Raw genomic sequence first — 18,561 nt, forward strand, 5'->3', positions numbered from 1 at the left:
ATAACTCGCCGACCAAAAATTTTGCACAATAACGCCACGGCTCGCGCCGGCTGAAGCCAGCTTCAGCGTGCGCGCCCAACCTTGCCGTTGCTCGCTCCTTCACGCTCCTGCAGGCACCCCAAGCTCCCTATGGACCAACCGAAGCGCATCCTGATCGTTGAAGACGACGTCGACATCGCCAACGTGCTGAGCCTTCATCTGCGCGACGAGCGTTACGAGGTCGTGCACAGCGCCGACGGCAACGAAGGCCTGCGTCTGCTGGAGCAGGGCGGCTGGGACGCGCTGATCCTCGATCTGATGCTGCCCGGCGTCGACGGTCTGGAAATCTGCCGGCGCGCGCGGGCGATGGCGCGCTATACGCCGATCATCATCACCAGCGCACGTTCGAGCGAAGTGCACCGGATTCTCGGCCTCGAACTCGGCGCCGACGACTACCTCGCCAAGCCGTTCTCCGTGCTCGAACTGGTGGCGCGCGTGAAGGCGCTGCTACGGCGCGTCGAAGCGCTGGCCAAGGACTCGCGCATCGACGCGGGCACCTTGCAGATCGCCGGCCTGACGATCGACCCGATGACGCGCGAGGCCGCCGTCGACGGCAAGCCGATCGAACTCACGCCGCGCGAATTCGACCTGTTGTACTTCTTCGCGCAGCATCCCGGCAAAGTGTTCTCGCGGATGGATCTGCTCAATGCCGTCTGGGGCTATCGGCACGAGGGCTACGAGCACACGGTCAACACGCACATCAACCGGCTGCGCGCGAAGATCGAGGCCGATCCGGCCCAGCCCGAGCGCATCCTCACGGTGTGGGGCCGCGGCTACAAGCTCGCGGTGGCCGGCGGCGATGCGTCGGCGCCGGCCGGCACTCACCAGGACGCGCCGTGAATCTGACGCTGACCCAGCGGCTGTCGCTCGTTTTCTCCGTGCTGCTGCTCGCGTGTTGCGGCGCGTCGGCGTGGCTGCAAATCCGTTCGAGCGATCTGCACGAAAAGGAGGTGGTGCAGAGCCTGTCGAAGAATCTCGCCGACCATATCGCGCATCGCACCACGCTGATGGACGCGAACGGTTTGCGGCCCGACGCGGTGCGCCAGTTGTTCGGCCAGTTGATGATGGTGAATCCGAGCGTCGAGGTTTATCTGCTCGACAACGCGGGGCGCATCAAGGGCGATGACGCGCCCGCGGGTCACGTCAGGCGCGAGCAGGTGGATCTCGCGCCGATCCGGCGCTTCATCGCGGGCGACGCGCTGCCTATTCTCGGCGACGACCCGCGCAGCATCGACGGTAAGAAGGTGTTCAGCGCCGCGCCGCTGCAGACGAATGGGCAGCCGCCGTCCGGTTATATCTATGTGGTTCTGCTCGGTGAGGAGCACGACGCGCTCGCGGCGCGCGTCGCCGCCAGTTCGGTGTTGCGCACGACGTTGTGGTCGATGGCGCTGGTCGCGCTGTTGGGATTGCTTGCGGGCCTGACGGCGTTCGGCCTGATTACGCGGCCGCTGCGCCGGCTCACCGACGCGATGCGCCGCTTCGATGCGGACCGGCCCGACGTGCAAGCGCCGATGCAGCCGCCGACTCAAGCGGACGTGCCGCGCTCGGGCCCGGCCGGACAGCGCGACGAAATCGCCGTGCTCGAAGCAACCTTCGCACAGATGGCCAGGCGCATCAGCGATCAATGGCGCGCGTTGACGCGGCAGGATCAGCAACGGCGCGAGCTGATCGCGAATATCTCGCACGATCTGCGCACGCCGTTGACGTCGCTGCATGGGTATCTGGAGACGCTGTCGTTGAAGGCCGACACGCTCGGCGACACGGAGCGCTCCCGTTATCTGGGGATCGCACTCGCGCAGAGCGTCAAGGTAGGGCGGCTCGCGCAGGCGCTATTCGAACTGGCGCGGCTCGAACACGGCAACGTGCAACCGGTGCTCGAACCGTTCTCACTGGTCGATCTGGTGCAGGACGTGTTTCAGAAATTCGAGTTGCCCGCCGAGGCGCGCCATATCCGCTTGCGTGCCGGCATTCCGCCGCGTCTGCCGAACGTGTGCGCCGATCTGGGGATGATCGAGCGCGTGCTGACGAACCTGCTCGACAACGCGATTCGCCACACGCCGGCCGAAGGCGCGATCGACGTCGACCTGACTTATCAGGAGGGCAAAGTGGAGGTGACGGTCAGCGATACCGGGCCCGGCATTCCGGCGGCGCAACGCGAGGGACTGTTCGAGCGCCCGTTCAGCGCGAGCGGCTCACGTCGCGGCGGCGGACTCGGTTTGCTGATCGTGCAACGCATGCTGCAACTGCATCACAGTCAGATACATCTGGTCGATCGCGCGGGACCGGGTACGTCATTTCGCTTCGAGCTGCCGACTGCGGATCAACCGGGCGCAGCGGGCGCCCGGTTGTAAGCGGCCTTCAGATGCCGCCGACGCACATGTATTTGATGACGACGTAGTCGTCGATACCGTAATGCGACCCTTCGCGGCCTAGGCCCGATTGCTTGACGCCGCCGAACGGCGCGACTTCGTTCGAAATAAGGCCGGTGTTGATGCCCACCATCCCGTATTCGAGCGCTTCGGCGACGCGCCACACGCGGCCGATATCGCGGCTGTAGAAGTAGGAGGCGAGGCCGAACTCGGTGTCGTTGGCAAGCCGAATCACTTCTTCGTCCGACGAGAAACGGAACAGCGGCGCGAGCGGCCCGAAGGTTTCGTCGCGCGCGACCTGCATGGCCGGCGTGACATCGGCGAGCACGGTCGGCTCGAAGAAGCCGTGTCCGAGCGCATGACGCCGGCCGCCGGTGACGACGCGCGCGCCTTTCGCGAGCGCGTCTTCGATGTGCGACTCGACCTTGCGCACCGCCGCTTCGTTGATCAGCGGACCTTGCGTGACGCCGTCCTCGGTGCCGCGTCCCACCTTCAGTTGCTCGACGGCGACGCGCAATTTTTCGGCGAACGCGTCGTACACCTTGTCGTGCACATAGAAGCGGTTCGTGCACACGCAGGTCTGGCCGCTGTTGCGATACTTCGACGCGATTGCGCCGGCCACCGCGGCGTCCAGGTCGGCGTCGTCGAACACGATGAACGGCGCGTTGCCGCCCAGTTCGAGCGATACCTTCTTGACCGTCGGCGCGCATTGCGCCATTAGCAGACGGCCGACCGGCGTCGAGCCGGTGAACGACAGCTTGCGCACGACCGGATTGCCGGTCAGTTCCGCGCCGATCGCCTTCGGCTCGCCGGTCACGACGTTGAATACGCCGCGCGGCACGCCCGCGCGTTCGGCCAGCACGGCGAGCGCGAGCGCGGAAAGCGGCGTGGCCTCGGCCGGTTTGACGACGATCGGACAGCCCGCCGCCAACGCCGGACCGACCTTGCGGGTGATCATCGCGGCGGGGAAGTTCCACGGCGTGATCGCCGCGCAGACACCGACCGGTTCCTTCGTCACGACGATGCGTTTGTCGCTCGCCGGCGTGGGAATGGTGTCGCCATACACGCGCTTGCCTTCTTCGGCGAACCATTCGAGGAACGACGCGGCGTACTGGATCTCGCCTTTGGCTTCAGCGATCGGCTTGCCTTGCTCGGTGGTGAGGATCAGCGCGAGGTCGTCGGCGTTTTCCAGCATCAGGTCGTGCCATTTGCGCAGGATCGTCGCGCGCTGCTTCGCGGTGGTCGCGCGCCATGCGGGCCACGCGGCATTGGCGATGTCGATCGCGCGACGGGTTTCCGCCGCGCCCATCAGCGGCACTGCCGCGATGGTCTCGCCGGTGGCCGGGTTCCTGACGTCGAGCGTCGCGCCGTTGTCGGCGCCTTGCCATTCGCCCGCGAGGTACGCGCGCGTTTGCAGCAGAGTCGGGTCTTTCAGGGTCAACGTGGTCATCTGTCGTTCGCTTGTTTCGCTGTGATGCTGTCGAGTGCGGTCATGCGGCTACCGCAACGCTTTCCTTCAACACGTCTTCGAGAATCGCCATCGCTTCGTCGAACACGGTGTCCTGAATTGTCAGCGGGAACAGGAAGCGCACCACGTTCGAGTACACGCCGCACACCAGCAGCAGCAAGCCGCGTTCGAGCGCACGCGCCTGCACGCGCTTCGTGAAGTCCGCATCCGGCTCCGTGCCGCCCGGCTTGCAAAATTCCACGGCCACCATGCCGCCCGGGCCGCGCACGTCCGCGATCTGCGGCACGTCGCGTTGCAGCGCGTTGAGCTTCGCCTTCACGCGATCGCCGAGCACGGTCGCGCGCTCGCACAGCCCCTCTTCATCGATGATGTCGAGCACCGCATGCGCGGCCGCCAGCGCGAGCGGGTTGCCGGCGTAAGTACCGCCGAGTCCGCCCGGCGCGGCGGCATCCATCACGTCCGCGCGGCCGACCACGCCCGACAGCGGCATGCCGCCCGCGAGACTCTTGGCCATCGTCATCAGGTCGGGCACCACGTCGTAGTGATGCATCGCGAACAGCTTGCCGGTGCGGGCAAAACCCGTCTGCACTTCATCGGCGATCAGCAGGATGCCGTGCTCGTTGCACAGCTTGCGCAGCGCGCGCACGAACTCGGCGGGCGCCGGATAGAAACCGCCTTCGCCTTGCACCGGCTCGAAGATGATCGCGGCCACGCGCTTCGGATCGATGTCGGCCTTGAACAGAAATTCGATCGCGTTCAGCGAATCGGCGGTGCTCACGCCGTGCAGCGGATTCGGGAACGGCGCATGGAACACGTCCGACGGGAACGGCCCGAAGCCGCTCTTGTACGGTGCGACCTTGCCGGTCAGCGCCATGCCCATCAGCGTGCGGCCATGGAACGCGCCGGTGAACGCGATCACGCCCGGCCGGCCGGTGGCGGCGCGCGCGATCTTGATCGCGTTTTCGACGGCTTCGGCGCCGGTCGTGAAGAAGGCGGTTTTCTTCGGATAGTCGCCCGGCGCGCGCTGGTTGATCTTCTCGGCCAACTCGACATACGACGCGTACGGCACGATCTGATACGCGGTGTGCGTGAAATGATCGAGCTGGTCGCGAATCGCGGCGACGATCTTCGGATGACGGTGCCCCGTGTTGCAGACCGCGATGCCCGCCGCGAAGTCGATGAAACGGCGGCCCTCGATGTCCCACAGCTCCGCGTTCTCGGCGCGCTCGGCGTAGAAATCGCACATCACGCCGACACCGCGCGGCGTGGCGGCGTCCTTGCGGCTCTTCAGTTCGGCATTCTTCATGGTCATCTCCTTCGCTCCCGGTTTTTTGCGGACGCCACGCCCATAGCACGGCACATGCAGCGACTATAATCAGATTTGGCTCTTAACTTCAGAGCCATTTCAATAAAAATGTAGGAGCCAATTATGCGCACGAGTGTGTTGTCCGACTGGCTGGCGCAGCGTCTGGACCGGGGTAACGGCCAGCCGATTTATCGGCAGCTGCACCGGCTGTTGCAGCAGGCGATCCTGTCGCGCGAATTGCCGGCGGGCAGCAAGGTGCCATCGTCGCGGCTGCTGGCGCAGGAGTTGGGGATCGGGCGCAATACCGTCACGCAGGTGTATGAGCAGCTGGTGCTCGAGGGCTATGTAAGTTCGGCGACCGGGCGCGGTACGTTCGTCGCCGATAGTGCGCCGGATGAGATCGTTGGGGCGCCGGATGCGGAGGCGTCCAGCACGCCCGATGCGCCCAATGCGGCCGATGCGCGCGAACCTGGCGTATTGGCTTCGGGGCGAACGCCGGCGTCATCATCGTCACCCTCGCCACACCGCGCGACGCGCGCGCTGTCCACGCGCGGCGCGCGACTGATCGCGGGCGCGGGCGTGTCGAAGCGTCAGTGGGGCGCGTTCATGCCGGGCGTGCCGGACGTCACTAAGTTTCCGGCGCGCGTCTGGAGCCGTCTGCACAACAAGTATTGGCGCAGGCTGCGCCCGGACCTGCTGACCTACGCGCCGGGCGGCGGACTGGCCGCGCTGCGCCACGCGCTCGCCGACTATCTGCGCACCTCGCGCTCGGTGCGTTGCACGCCCGAGCAGATCATCGTCACGACCGGGATTCATCAGTCGGTGGATCTCGCCGTGCGTCTGCTGTCTGATCCCGGCGACGTGATCTGGACCGAAGATCCCTGCTATTGGGGCGTGCGCAGCGTGCTGCACGTGTCGGGCCTGCAATCGCGGCCGATCGCCGTCGACGACGAAGGCATCGCGCCTTCACCCGACGATCTCGCGCAGCCGCCGAAGCTGATGCTCGTCACGCCGTCGCATCAATATCCGCTCGGCATGGTGATGAGCCTCGCGCGGCGCCGCATGCTGCTCGAATACGCGCGGCAGCACCAGTGCTGGATCATCGAGGACGACTACGACAGCGAGTTCCGCTACGGCAGCCGGCCGCTCGCTTCGCTGCAAGGTCTCGATACGTCGGGCCAGGTGATTTACGTGGGCAGCTTCGGCAAGACGCTGTTTCCGGGTTTGCGCATCGGCTATCTGGTCGTGCCGGAAGCGCTCGCGGAGAGCTTCGCGACCGCGAGCGCCGAGCTGTATCGCGAGGGACAGTTGTTGCAGCAGGCGATGCTCGCCGAGTTCATCGCCGAGGGGCATTTCACGTCGCATATCCGCAGGATGCGCACGCTGTACGGTCAGCGTCGGCAGACCTTGCTCGACGCCGCGTCGCAACGTTATGGCGATGCGTTGCCGGCGGTGGGAGGCGACGCCGGTTTGCATCTGGTGATGCAGTTGCCCGATGGCAGCGACGACCGGCGCGTGGCGGCGGCTGCGCTGGAGCGCAATATCGTCGTGCGGCCGTTGTCGGGGTATTACGCGCAGCCGTCGCTGGCGCCGTCGGGGTTGCTGATCGGCTATGCGTGCGTGCCGGACGAGGAGATTGCGCCGGCGTTCAATACGCTGGCCGACGCTATCGATGCGACGCTGCCGCAGTTTGCGTGAGGGTGGATGGGCGACCCGATCGCGAGGCATGGCGCAACCACGACGCCCCATGTCGCGACGCTGCCGTCATATCCGTATCAACACAGCGCCCAGCGTTACCAATACGCATGCCACGAGGCGCCGCGCGGTGAGCTTCTCGCCCATGAACACACAGCCGATCAGCACCGCGAAGATCGAACTCAACTCGCGCAGCGCGGAGACCGTCGCGATCGGCAGATAGCGATAAGCCTCGATGATCATGCAATACGCGGTGAGCGCGAGCACGCCTGCCGCCATCCCCTTGAGCACCACTGTGCGTCCGATGAAGAGCCCCTTGACGCCGCCGCGCCAATGCCAGGCGAGCAGAAACTGCGGGATGTTCCAGATCAGATAGACCCACATGATGTAGCTCAGCCCGTTGCCCGCGACGCGCGCGCCGATGCCGTCGACCACCGAATACGTGGAGATGAAGAGGCCCGTCAGCAGCGCGAACGGTACGCTCTCGCCGGAAAAGCGCATGCCGCGGCGAAACGCCAGCGAGACGATCCCGAGCGATACCAGCGCCACGCCGATCGCCGCGAGCGGCTTGAGCGCTTCGTTCGCGAACACCAGCGCACCGACGAACACGAGCATCGGCGACAGGCCGCGCGCGATCGGATAGATCTGGCCGAAGTCGCCGCTTCGATACGCGCGGATCAGCGCGAGCAGGTAGCCGCACTCCAGCACCGCCGATGCGCCGATAAACGGCCACGCGGCCGGCGCGGGCATCGGCAGTACGATCACGCCGATCGCGCTGATGACGAGATACGGAATCGCCATCATGCCGAGCAGCCAGATGCGGTCTTCGGAGAGATGCAGAAACGCGTTCCACGTGGCGTGAAGCAGGGCGGAGAGCAGCACCAGCAGGACGACAAAGGTTTCCATCGACTACCAGGGAAAGGGTGAGGAAAGGCCATAGGCCGGCCGCAAGCACGTGATTATTCCAGCAGAACGCCGGAATGCCGGAGTGGACGACTAAAGCGAAGGGGCTTTGTGTGGAGAAAAACGGCGAATTTTGGCGTGGGTTAGGCCGGGGCGGGGAGCTGTTGGGGTGTATCGAGGTTGCCGGTATTGCCGATGTTTCTGCCGCTGGAGGGCGGAGGATCCCGGCCCCATGCGCACCGGTCAGACGGAATAAAAGGCGTTCGAAACGTCTAGACGACTAGATCTTCGCGTGTCGTTTTCAAGTCGCGGGGAAGGCAGATTGAAGTCATTTGTTCGACGGTGAGATGACGCCCATGTGACACGCTTCGCACTGCGATGCACTGCTCGCGCATGATCGTTCGCGGCCAGGCTATATTGCGTCATCCCGGCATCGTCCCCCATAACCCGGCAGTTTCTTGCGACGTCGTCATGCAGCCTTTTTTGAGCTTCCTTCCCGACAGTTTCGCGGAGTATGAAGACCTCAAGTCGATCCTCGACCACGGCAGTGCGAGCTTCGAAATCCGCACGGTCTGCGAGACCACCGTGCGTGGGCGGCAGTTCGCCGTTCACACCGCGAGCATTGGTTCGACCGATCCGCTCGCGCCGGCCATCGGGTTTTTCGGCGGCATCCATGGACTCGAGCGGATCGGCTCGCAGCTCGTGCTCGACTACATGCGCGCGCTGCTCGCGCGGCTCGAATGGGACGAACTGCTGGTGCGTGAGCTGCAGTCGATTCGCCTGATTTTCATGCCCATCGTCAACCCCGGCGGCATGTGGTCCGCCACCCGCGCGAACCCGAACGGCGTCGATCTGATGCGCAATGCCCCGCAAAACGCCGACGCGCGTGTGCCCCCGCTCGCGGGCGGTCAACGCGTGGGCGCCTGGCTGCCGTGGTATCGCGGCCGCGCGGGCGAGCCGATGGAGCCCGAAGCCGCCGCACTGCTGCACGTCGTCGAAACGCAGCTGAGTGCGCGGCCGTTGAGTATCGCGCTCGATTGCCACTCGGGTTATGGCTGGAGCGACAGCATCTGGTTTCCGTACGCGCGCACCCGCAACAGGATGCTGCATTTGCCCGAGATGTACGTGCTGAAAACGATGTTCGAACGCGCGCATCCGCATCATGGCTACGCGTTCGAACCGCAGAGCCATCAGTACCTGCTGCACGGCGATCTGTGGGACTTCGCGTACGACCGCACGCCCGCTCCCAACATCTTTCTGCCGATGACCCTCGAACTCGGCTCGTGGCTCTGGATCAAGAAGAACCCGCGCCAGCTGTTTTCGCGTCAGGGCATGTTCAATCCGGTGAAGGCGCATCGCACCGCGCGCGTGTTGCGGCGGCACGCGAACCTGCTCGACTTTCTGGCGCGCGCCGCGTTTTCGTCGCAGCGTTGGCTGCCGCAAGGCAAGCGTCGCGAGCAACTGCTGCAAAGCGCAATCGATCACTGGTACAAGCCGGAAACCGCCGCATGAGCACGTGGCTTCTGTTGCGCGGCCTGACGCGCGAAACGCGCCACTGGGGCCGTTTGCCCGACGCGCTGCGCGACGCGGTCGGCGGCGCTCTGTTGCCGATCGATCTGCCGGGCAACGGCGCCTTCACGCATTTGTGTTCGCCGATCGCGGTCGCCGACATGGTCGGCTTCGTGCGCGATGCCGCGTTGCAAACCGGCGCACCCGGTCCATATCGCGTACTTGCGATGTCGCTCGGCGGCATGGTGGCGACCGACTGGGCGCAACGGCATCCCGGCGAGATCGAACGGCTCGTGCTGATCAACACCAGCATGCGGCCGTTCAGCCGCATGCATGAGCGGCTGCGTCCGTCGGCATGGCCGGGTTTGCTGGCCATCGCCGCGCACTGGCGCGACACGCTGCGCGCGGAGCGCGGCATTCATCGGCTGACGTGCAATCGCGTCGATCGTCTGAACGCGGACCTCGACGCGTGGCGCGCGATCCGCCTCAGTGCGCCGGTGAGCCGCGCCAATGCGCTGCGGCAATTGTGGGCCGCGGCGCGTTTCAGCGCGGCCGTTGCTGCACCGCGTTGTCCGGTGCTGATTCTGTCCTCGCGTGCCGACCGGCTCGTCGATCCGGTGTGCTCGGCCAAGCTCGCGGCGGCGTGGGGCGCGCCGCGCCGCGAGCACGCGTGGGCGGGTCACGACCTGCCGCACGACGATCCCGCGTGGCTTGCCGAACAGGTGCGCGCGTGGCTCGAAACAGCGTCCCCGCCGGCCACGCCGAAGCCCGCGCTTTAGACGGCCCGCCGTGCAACTGCAGCATCGCGGCGCTCAGCGGGTATTACCTAACTGCGCGCGTCGATCGGATGCGGGGCGGCAGGCGCATAATTGCCTTCAGACGATGCATGTGAATCACGCCGTACTCGCCATAGCCGCTAGCCGGGGGAGTTGATCATGCAAGCGAAGAACGAAGAAGCCGTTACGCATTTGCTGAACGATGTCATCGAATTTGCGCGTGGGCGGCTGCCTGAGCCGACTTTCAACGTCGTCGAGCCCTTTCTGCGGCACTACTACGATTTCGTCGACGCCGACGATCTGCAAAGCCGCGCGATCGCCGATCTGTACGGCGCCGCGCTCGCGCATTGGCAAACCGCGCAGCGCTTCGTGCCCGGCGCCGAACGGCTGCGTGTCTACAACCCGATCCTCGAACAGCATGGCTGGCACTCCGATCACACCGTGATCGAGATCGTCAACGACGACATGCCGTTTCTCGTCGATTCCGTCTCGATGGCGGTCAACCGCCAGGGGCTCGCGCTGCATTCGGTCGTGCATCCGGTGTTTCGCATCTGGCGCAGCCCCGACGGCGGCATCGCGCGAGTCAGCCAGGGCGCCGAGGAAGCCGCCGACACGCGCTCGCATCTGACCTCGTTCATTCACTTCGAAGTGGACCGTTGCGGCGATGCCGCGAAGCTCGACGCGTTGCGCGATGAAATTGCCGGCGTGCTGCGCGACGTGCGCGCAGCGGTCGAGGACTGGCCGAAGATCGTCGAACTCGCGCGCGTGACGATCAAAGGCATGAAGACCGGCGAAGCGGGCCCGGAAGGCGTCGAGGCGCGCGCGTTCGTCGAATGGATGGTGGCCGATCATTTCACCTTCCTCGGTCAGCGCGACTACGAGCTGGTGCAACTCGACAACGGCTACGGCCTGCGCGCGGTGGCCGGTTCGGGGCTCGGCATTCTGCGCGACGCGATGCGGCCCGCGGGCGCCGCCGAAGTCACCGCGTTGCCGCCGGCCGCGGCCGAGATCATCGCCAGCGCGTTGCCGATCTTTCTGACCAAGGCCAATTCGCGCGCCACCGTGCACCGGCCCGGCTATCTCGACTATGTCGGCATCAAGCTGACCGGTGCGGACGGCAAGGTGATCGGCGAGCGGCGCTTCATCGGTCTTTATACGTCCACCGCGTATTTCGTGTCGGCCGCCGAGATTCCGATCGTGCGGCGCAAATGCGCGAATATCGTGAGACGGGCCGGTTTCCTGCCAAAAGGTCATCTCGCGAAATCGCTGGTGACGGTGCTGGAAACCTATCCGCGCGACGAACTGTTCCAGGCCGACGAAGATCAGCTCTACGAAATCGCGCTCGGCGTGCTGCGTTTGCAGGAGCATCAGCGCACGCGCCTGTTCGTGCGGCGCGATCGCTTCGACCGCTTCGTGTCGTGCCTCGTGTTCGTGCCGCGCGACAAGTACAACACCGATCTGCGGCAACGCATCGCGAATCTGTTGGCCGCCGCGTTCAATGGCGAGGGCGTCGAGTTCACGCCGCTGCTGTCGGAGTCGACGCTCGCGCGCATTCATTTCGTTGTGCATGCGAAGCCGGGCGGCATGCCCGATGTCGACACGCGCGAACTGGAAGCACGGCTCGTGCAGGTGGCGCGCCGCTGGCAGGACGATCTCGCCGATGCGCTGCTCGACGCGTACGGCGAAGAGCAGGGCAACCGTCTGCTGCAGCATTACGCGGATTCGTTTCCGGCCGGGTATCGAGACGATTATCCGGCGCGCACGGCGGTGCGCGATATCGAACTGATCGAACGCGTGCAGGGCAGCGAGCGGCTCGCGATGAACCTGTACCGCCCGATCGAAGCCGGGCCGCGTGCGTTCCGTTTCAAGGTGTATCGCGCGGGGCAGCCGATCGCTTTGTCGCGCAGCTTGCCGATGCTCGAACACCTGGGCGTGCGCGTCGATGAAGAGCGGCCTTATCTGATCGAGGCGGTGAACGCGACGCCCGCATGGATTCACGACTTCGGCCTCGAACTCGCGGACGATGCGGAGTTCGATATCGAGCGCGTGAAGGATCTGTTCGAAGAAGCGTTCGAGCAGGTGTGGACCGGCGCGATAGAAAGCGACGACTTCAATCGTCTCGTGTTGCGCGCGCAGTTGAACGCGCGCGAGGTGACGATTCTGCGCGCGTATGCGAAGTATTTGCGGCAGGTTGGCTCGACTTTCAGCGACGCGTATATCGAGCGCGCCGTCACCGGCAATCCGGCGATTGCGCGGATGCTGGTCGAGCTGTTCACCGCGCGATTCGATCCGGTGTTCGGCGATACGCGCGAGGCGCGTGTCGACGGCTGGCTGCGCACGATCGACAGCGCGCTCGATCAGGTGCCGAATCTCGACGAGGATCGCATCCTGCGCCAGTTCCTTGGCGTCATCAAGGCGACCAAGCGCACGAACTACTATCGCTTCGACGCCGAGGGCCACCCCAAACCCTACCTGTCGTTCAAGTTCGATCCCTCGCAAGTGCCCGGCTTGCCCGAGCCGAAACCGATGTTCGAGATCTGGGTGTATTCGCCGCGTGTCGAAGGCGTGCATCTGCGCGGCGGGCGCGTGGCACGCGGCGGCTTGCGCTGGTCGGATCGACGCGAGGATTTCCGCACGGAAGTGCTCGGCCTGATGAAGGCGCAGATGGTGAAAAACGTGGTGATCGTGCCGGTCGGTTCGAAGGGCGGTTTCGTCGTGAAGAATCCGCCGCCGCAAAGCGAGCGCGATGCGTGGATGCGCGAAGGCGTCGCGTGCTATCAGACCTTTTTGCGCGGCCTGCTCGATCTGACCGATAACCTGTCCGGCACAGCAGTTGTGCCGCCGCCCGACGTGGTGCGCCACGATCCCGACGATCCCTATCTGGTGGTCGCCGCCGACAAGGGCACCGCCACCTTCTCCGACTACGCGAACGCGATCTCGCAGGAGTACGGATTCTGGCTCGACGACGCATTCGCGTCGGGCGGCTCGGTCGGCTACGACCACAAGAAAATGGCGATCACCGCGCGCGGCGCGTGGGAGTCGGTCAAGCGGCACTTCCGCGAGATGGGCGTCGACACGCAGACGATGGACTTTACGGTGGTCGGCGTCGGCGACATGTCGGGCGATGTGTTCGGCAACGGCATGCTGTTGTCGCCGCATATCAAACTGGTCGCCGCGTTCGATCACCGGCATATCTTTCTCGACCCGAATCCCGATCCAGCGGTGAGCCTTGCCGAACGCGGGCGGCTTTTCATTCTCGACCGGTCGAGCTGGGCCGATTACGATCCCGCGCTGATCTCCACGGGCGGCGGGGTGTTTCCGCGCAGCGCGAAGACGATTCCGTTGTCGCCGGCGGTGCAGTCGGTGCTCGGTATCAGCGCGCCGGCGCTTGCGCCAGCCGAACTGATGCGCGCGATTTTGCAGGCGCCGGTCGACCTGCTTTATAACGGCGGCATCGGCACCTATGTGAAGGCGAGCCGCGAAACGCATCTGCAGGTGGGCGACCGCGCGAACGACGCGATCCGCGTCAACGGCGCCGATCTGCACTGCAAGGTCGTGGCCGAAGGCGGCAATCTCGGACTGACGCAACTCGGGCGCATCGAATTCGCGCAGCGCGGCGGCCGCATCAATACCGATGCGATCGATAATTCGGCGGGCGTCGATTGCTCGGATCACGAGGTCAACATCAAGATTCTGCTGGGTCTTGTCGTGGCCGATGGCGAGATGACCGAGAAGCAGCGCAATGCTTTGCTCGCCGAAATGACCGACGAAGTCGGCCTGCTCGTGTTGCAGGACAACTACTATCAGACCCAGGCGCTGTCGATTGCGGGCCGCTACGGCGTCGAACTGCTCGATGCCGAAGCGCGTCTGATGCGCTACCTCGAACGCGCGGGGCGGCTGAATCGCGTGATCGAATTCCTGCCCACCGACGAGGAAGTCGCCGAACGGGCCGCCGCGAAACAGGGGCTCACCACGCCCGAGCGCGCGGTGCTGCTCGCGTACAGCAAGATGTGGCTGTACGACGCGCTACTCGAATCGTCGATGCCGGAAGATCCGCTGGTCGCCGACATGCTGGTCCAGTACTTCCCGAAGCCGCTGCGGCAGCGCTTCAGCGTGCCGATGCAGCGTCACCCGTTGCGCCGTGAAATCCTCGCAACGCATCTGACCAACGCATTGGTGAACCGCGTCGGCTGCGAGTTCGTGCATCGGCTGATGGAGGAAACCGACGCGCAGCCGGGCGACATCGTGCGCGCGTGCATCATGGCGCGCGATGTGTTCGATCTCGACGACGTGTGGCGCAGCATCGACGCGCTCGACAATCGCGTCGCCGACGATGTGCAGGCGCGCATGTTCGTCGAGGTCGCGCGGCTCGTCGAGCGCTCGGCGCTGTGGTTCTTACGGCATCTGCAATCCGGCGCGGTCGGCAACGACGACGTCGCCGGCCTGCTCGCGCGTTGCCGCGACGCGGCGCAGCGGCTCGCGCCGCAATGGCCGCAGCTGTTGCCGGCCGCCGATCTCGAAGCGTTGTCCGAGCGTCAACGCGTGCTGGCCGACGCGGGCGTGGATAGCGAACTCGCGGTGCGGATCGCGAGCGGCGAAATTTCGGCGGCGTTGCTCGATATCGCCGAGGTGGCATCGACCTGCGGGCGCAGTCTCGAACTGGTGGCGGGCGTGTACTTCGAGCTCGGCACGCTGCTGAACTACGGCTGGATCAGCGAACGTGCGACCGCGTTGCCCGCGCCGTCGCACTGGGACATGCTGGCGCGCGCGACGGCGCTCGCCGAACTCGCGCGCCTCAAACGCGCGCTGACCACGAGCGCGCTGGCGGGCGCGGACGATGCGTCGACGCCGGACGATCTGGTGCGCGCATGGCGTGACAAGCGCGCCGCGCAGCTCGAACGCTACGCGCGCCTGCTGGCCGATCTGCGGGCCACGGGTGGCGCGAGTCTGTCGATGCTGCTGGTGATCGTGCGCGAGATGGCGGCACTGGAGCGAGCCTGACGGAACGCGCGTCGACACCGTGGGGACGAGCGGAGTATGTGCAGGAGTGCGGTGCAAACAACGCCGGGGTTGGACGCGTGCCACCCGGCGTGTCCATAATACGGCTTCCTGTTAACCGAAAGCACTCTGCAAACCCACGGACATCCTCCCGACGATGAAAGAAGAATCGCCGAAAGCCATTTTTTATGCGCTCGCCGCCAATCTCGGCATCGCCATCTGCAAGTTCGCGGCCGCGTCGTTCACGGGCTCCGGTTCGATGTTCGCCGAAGCCATTCACTCGACCGCCGATTGCGGCAATCAACTGCTGCTCTTATTTGGCCTGCGCCAGGCGCGCCAGCCGGCGAGTCCGCTGCATCCGATGGGCCGTGGACGCGAGATCAACTTCTATTCGCTGCTCGTCGCGTTGCTGCTGTTCTTTGTCGGCGGCGCGTTTTCCGTTTACGAGGGCGTGCATCGACTGTTCACGCGCGAGCCGTTGCAGTTCGCATATGTCGCGTTGGCGGTGCTCGGCGTGTCGGTGGTGCTGGAGGCGCTGTCGCTGTGGGGCGCGGTCAAGGAGATCCGCAAGAAGCATCCGGACAAGAACATGTGGCGCTGGTTTCGCGAGACGCGCGAGTCCGAGTTGCTGGTCGTCGCGGGCGAAGACATCGCCGCGTTGGCCGGCCTCGCGATTGCGTTCATCGCCGTGCTGCTCACGATGGTGACCGGCAATCCCGTGTGGGACGCGCTGGGCTCGATCGGCGTCGGCTTGCTGCTGATGGTGATTGCGTGGCTGGTGGCGCGTGAAGTGAAGTCGATGATCGTCGGCGAATCGGCGAGTCCGGAAGTGCGCCGCGCGATCGAAGCCCATCTGCGTGCGCGCGCCGAGATTCGCGGCATCGTCAATATGATTACGCTGCAATGGGGACGCCACGTGGTAGTGGCCGTGCAGGCGGAAATGATCGATTACGCGAGCGGACGCGCGATGGTCGATGCGATCAACGTGATCGAGGCCGATTTGCAGGCGACGTTCCCGCAGGTGCGTTGGGTGTTTTTCGAGCCGGAAGTGCCGCGTGGCGAGGCCGCCGCTTCCACATGAAACGAAGCCGGCGGATTCCATTGCGGATACCGGCCGGCTTCTTTCGTCTCGGGGTGTGCAGCGGGTTGGCTTATTTGAAGCCGGTCACCGCATGCGGCACATACAGTTCTTCAAGTTGCCGGATTTCTTCCGCACTGAGATTCAACGAAAGCGCGGCGACCGCATCGTCCAGATGATGCAGTTTGGTCGCGCCGACAATGGGTGCGGTAATCGGCTTCTTTTGCAGCACCCAGGCTAGCGCGACTTGAGCGCGCGGCACGCCGCGTTCCTTCGCGATCTGGCTGACCCGTTCGACGATGCGCCGATCCGCATCTTCCGTCTGCGCATATAGCGTGCGGCCGAATTCGTCGGTCTCGGAACGCGCACTCCCGGTGTTCCAGTCGCGCGTCAAACGTCCGCGCGCAAGCGGGCTCCACGGAATCACACCGATGCCTTCGCTTTCGCACAGCGGCAGCATTTCGCGCTCCTCCTCGCGGTACAGCAGATTCACGTAGTTCTGCATCGTCACGAAACGCGTCCAGCCATTGCGCTCGGCGACGTGCAGCGCTTTGGCGAACTGCCACGCGTACATCGACGATGCGCCGATATAGCGGGCTTTGCCGGCCTTCACGACGTCGTGCAGCGCTTCCATCGTTTCTTCGATCGGCGTGCCGTAGTCCCAGCGATGGATCTGGTAAAGGTCGACGTAGTCCGTGCCGAGACGGCGCAGGCTGTGATCGATTTCCGACATGATCGCCTTGCGCGACAGGCCCGCGCCATTCGGGCCCGGATGCATACGGCTATTCACTTTGGTCGCGAGCACGATCTCGTCGCGCTTCGCAAAGTCCTTCAGCGCTCGGCCGACAATCTCTTCACTGGTGCCGTCCGAATAGACATTCGCGGTGTCGAAGAAATTGATCCCGTGATCGAGCGCCTGCTTGATGAAAGGGCGCGCGGCTTCGTCGTCGAGCGACCAGGGATGCGTGCCGCGCGCGGGCACGCCGTAACTCATGCAACCGAGACAAAGACGCGATACATCGAGGCCGGTGCGGCCGAGTTTCACATATTCCATCGTGGTGCTCCTGTTGTGATCTGCACAAAGGCGGTGCGCGTTGCGGATTAACGATTATAGGGAAATGGCGCGAATCACGTCGTGAGCCGATTCACTCGGCCATCCCTTCTGTTTACATTTTCCGTACACGGCATGACCCATCAGGTAGTGGCAAATAATTTCTTCGCACCTATACTTCTTTCGGCCTGAAAGCAGCACTCTCTCCCAACCTGCATTGCAAGCATAAGAAGGAAGATCATGATGCTGACTCGCTCACTCGGCGCGTGTTGCGCCGTGGCACTCGCGGCCTGCGCGGCCCTTTCGTCCGGAGCCGCCAGCGCCGACGACAACGATGCGTTCTCGCACGGCGACGGCGGCTCGCACGGGCAGCGCGTCAAGGTGATGATCATCTCGATGTTCGGTCCTGAAGGCCAGGTGTGGCTCGACCGGCTCGGCCCCTGGCGCGAAATCGCGGTGGATGGTTTGTCGCCCGATTACCCGACGGTTCATTGCAACCGGCAGGACGTCTGCGTGATGACGACCGGTATGGGGCACACCAACGCGGCGGCGTCGATCATGGCGCTGAGCTTCTCGCCGCGTTTCGATTTGCGGCACACGTACTTCATGGTGGCCGGCATTGCCGGCATCGACCCGCAGCAGGGCACGGTGGGGTCGGCCGCGTGGGCGAAATACCTGGTCGACTTCGGCATTCAGTGGGAGATCGACGCGCGCGAGATTCCGCCCGGCTGGAATACCGGTTATCTGGGCATCAACACGACGAGTCCCACGGCCAAGCCGCCACTCGACTATCGCACCGAGGTATTCCAGTTGAACACGCGGCTCGCCGATACGGCATTCGCCTTGTCGCGCGACGTTGCGCTGTCCGATGACGCACAGGCGCAGGCCGCGCGCGCGAAGTATTCCTATGCGCCGGCCAATCGTCCGCCGAGCGTCATTCAATGCGATACGCTGGCCGGCGATACGTGGTGGTCGGGAACGCAACTCGGTCAGCGCGCCCGCGACTGGACAAAGATTCTCACGGACGGCAAAGGCGTCTATTGCACGACGCAGCAGGAGGACAATGCGACGTACGAAGCACTCAAGCGTGCTGCGTCGGTGCATAAGGTCGATCTGAATCGCGTGGCGGTATTGCGCGCGGGCTCCGATTTCGACCGGCCCTACGATGGCCAGACGAGCGCGGACAACCTGCTCAACTATGCGGCGCAGGGCGGCTTCACGATCGCTATCGAGAACCTGTTCCGCTCTGGCAATCCGCTGGTGCAGGACATCGTCACGCATTGGGGCGAGTGGCGCGATGGTGTGCCGAAGCGGTGAGTGCTGAGTTCTCTTGCAGGAACGAAAGTGCGTTTGACGGGAGGGCGGGACG

The 18,561-nt window shown here is 64.9% G+C and carries 12 protein-coding genes; 8 read left to right on the forward strand and 4 right to left on the reverse strand.

Going from position 1 to position 18,561, the window contains the following annotated elements; genetic code table 11:
* Window positions 1-129 precede the first annotated feature (129 nt).
* Window positions 130-879: a response regulator transcription factor gene (locus tag BGI01S_RS09435; protein WP_042324661.1), complete on the forward strand. Its 750-nt coding sequence runs from the start codon at window positions 130-132 to the stop codon at window positions 877-879.
* Complete coding sequence (locus tag BGI01S_RS09440; protein ID WP_042324662.1) at window positions 876-2,390, forward strand: HAMP domain-containing sensor histidine kinase; 1,515 nt, start codon at window positions 876-878, stop codon at window positions 2,388-2,390. Before BGI01S_RS09435 ends, BGI01S_RS09440 begins: the two co-directional genes overlap by 4 nt.
* A 7-nt stretch (window positions 2,391-2,397) precedes the next feature.
* On the opposite strand, the gene gabD is transcribed toward BGI01S_RS09440, so the two are convergent.
* Window positions 2,398-3,858, reverse strand: a complete 1,461-nt coding sequence (gabD, locus tag BGI01S_RS09445; protein WP_042324665.1) for an NADP-dependent succinate-semialdehyde dehydrogenase — start codon at window positions 3,856-3,858, stop codon at window positions 2,398-2,400.
* A gap of 40 nt (window positions 3,859-3,898) precedes the next feature.
* A complete protein-coding gene (locus BGI01S_RS09450; RefSeq protein WP_042324668.1) occupies window positions 3,899-5,182 on the reverse strand; it encodes a 4-aminobutyrate--2-oxoglutarate transaminase in 1,284 nt (427 codons plus the stop codon).
* A 123-nt stretch (window positions 5,183-5,305) separates the two neighbouring features.
* Between BGI01S_RS09450 and pdxR the strand changes: the two genes are divergently transcribed.
* A complete protein-coding gene (pdxR, locus tag BGI01S_RS09455) occupies window positions 5,306-6,880 on the forward strand; it encodes a MocR-like pyridoxine biosynthesis transcription factor PdxR (RefSeq protein WP_042324670.1) in 1,575 nt (524 codons plus the stop codon).
* Window positions 6,881-6,946: 66 nt separating this feature from the next.
* On the opposite strand, the gene BGI01S_RS09460 is transcribed toward pdxR, so the two are convergent.
* Complete coding sequence (locus tag BGI01S_RS09460; RefSeq protein ID WP_042324672.1) at window positions 6,947-7,783, reverse strand: EamA family transporter; 837 nt, start codon at window positions 7,781-7,783, stop codon at window positions 6,947-6,949.
* Window positions 7,784-8,251: 468 nt separating this feature from the next.
* On the opposite strand from BGI01S_RS09460, the gene BGI01S_RS09465 reads away from it, so the two are divergent.
* The 4 genes from BGI01S_RS09465 to BGI01S_RS09480 all read left to right on the forward strand — a co-directional run bounded on the left by BGI01S_RS09465 (window position 8,252) and on the right by BGI01S_RS09480 (window position 16,144).
* On the forward strand, window positions 8,252-9,292 hold the full coding sequence (locus BGI01S_RS09465) for a M14 family zinc carboxypeptidase (protein WP_042324675.1): 1,041 nt from the start codon (window positions 8,252-8,254) through the stop codon (window positions 9,290-9,292).
* Window positions 9,289-10,068, forward strand: a complete 780-nt coding sequence (locus tag BGI01S_RS09470; protein WP_042324676.1) for an alpha/beta fold hydrolase — start codon at window positions 9,289-9,291, stop codon at window positions 10,066-10,068. The genes BGI01S_RS09465 and BGI01S_RS09470 overlap by 4 nt, the downstream gene beginning before the upstream one ends.
* A 156-nt stretch (window positions 10,069-10,224) precedes the next feature.
* Window positions 10,225-15,066, forward strand: coding sequence for an NAD-glutamate dehydrogenase (locus BGI01S_RS09475; protein ID WP_042324678.1), 4,842 nt, complete (start codon window positions 10,225-10,227; stop codon window positions 15,064-15,066).
* A 154-nt stretch (window positions 15,067-15,220) separates the two neighbouring features.
* The gene (locus BGI01S_RS09480; RefSeq protein WP_042324680.1) at window positions 15,221-16,144 is read left to right on the forward strand and encodes a cation diffusion facilitator family transporter; all 924 of its coding nucleotides are present in this window, start codon (window positions 15,221-15,223) and stop codon (window positions 16,142-16,144) included.
* Between the two features lie 70 nt (window positions 16,145-16,214).
* Here BGI01S_RS09480 and BGI01S_RS09485 read toward each other — a convergent pair whose 3' ends face one another.
* Complete coding sequence (locus BGI01S_RS09485) at window positions 16,215-17,195, reverse strand: aldo/keto reductase (protein ID WP_042324683.1); 981 nt, start codon at window positions 17,193-17,195, stop codon at window positions 16,215-16,217.
* Window positions 17,196-17,435: 240 nt separating this feature from the next.
* On the opposite strand from BGI01S_RS09485, the gene BGI01S_RS09490 reads away from it, so the two are divergent.
* The gene (locus BGI01S_RS09490) at window positions 17,436-18,509 is read left to right on the forward strand and encodes a purine-nucleoside phosphorylase (protein WP_042325881.1); all 1,074 of its coding nucleotides are present in this window, start codon (window positions 17,436-17,438) and stop codon (window positions 18,507-18,509) included.
* Window positions 18,510-18,561 lie beyond the last annotated feature (52 nt).

Origin of the sequence: Paraburkholderia ginsengisoli NBRC 100965 (assembly GCF_000739735.1) — a bacterium.
GTDB classification, from domain to species: Bacteria; Pseudomonadota; Gammaproteobacteria; order Burkholderiales; family Burkholderiaceae; genus Paraburkholderia; species Paraburkholderia ginsengisoli.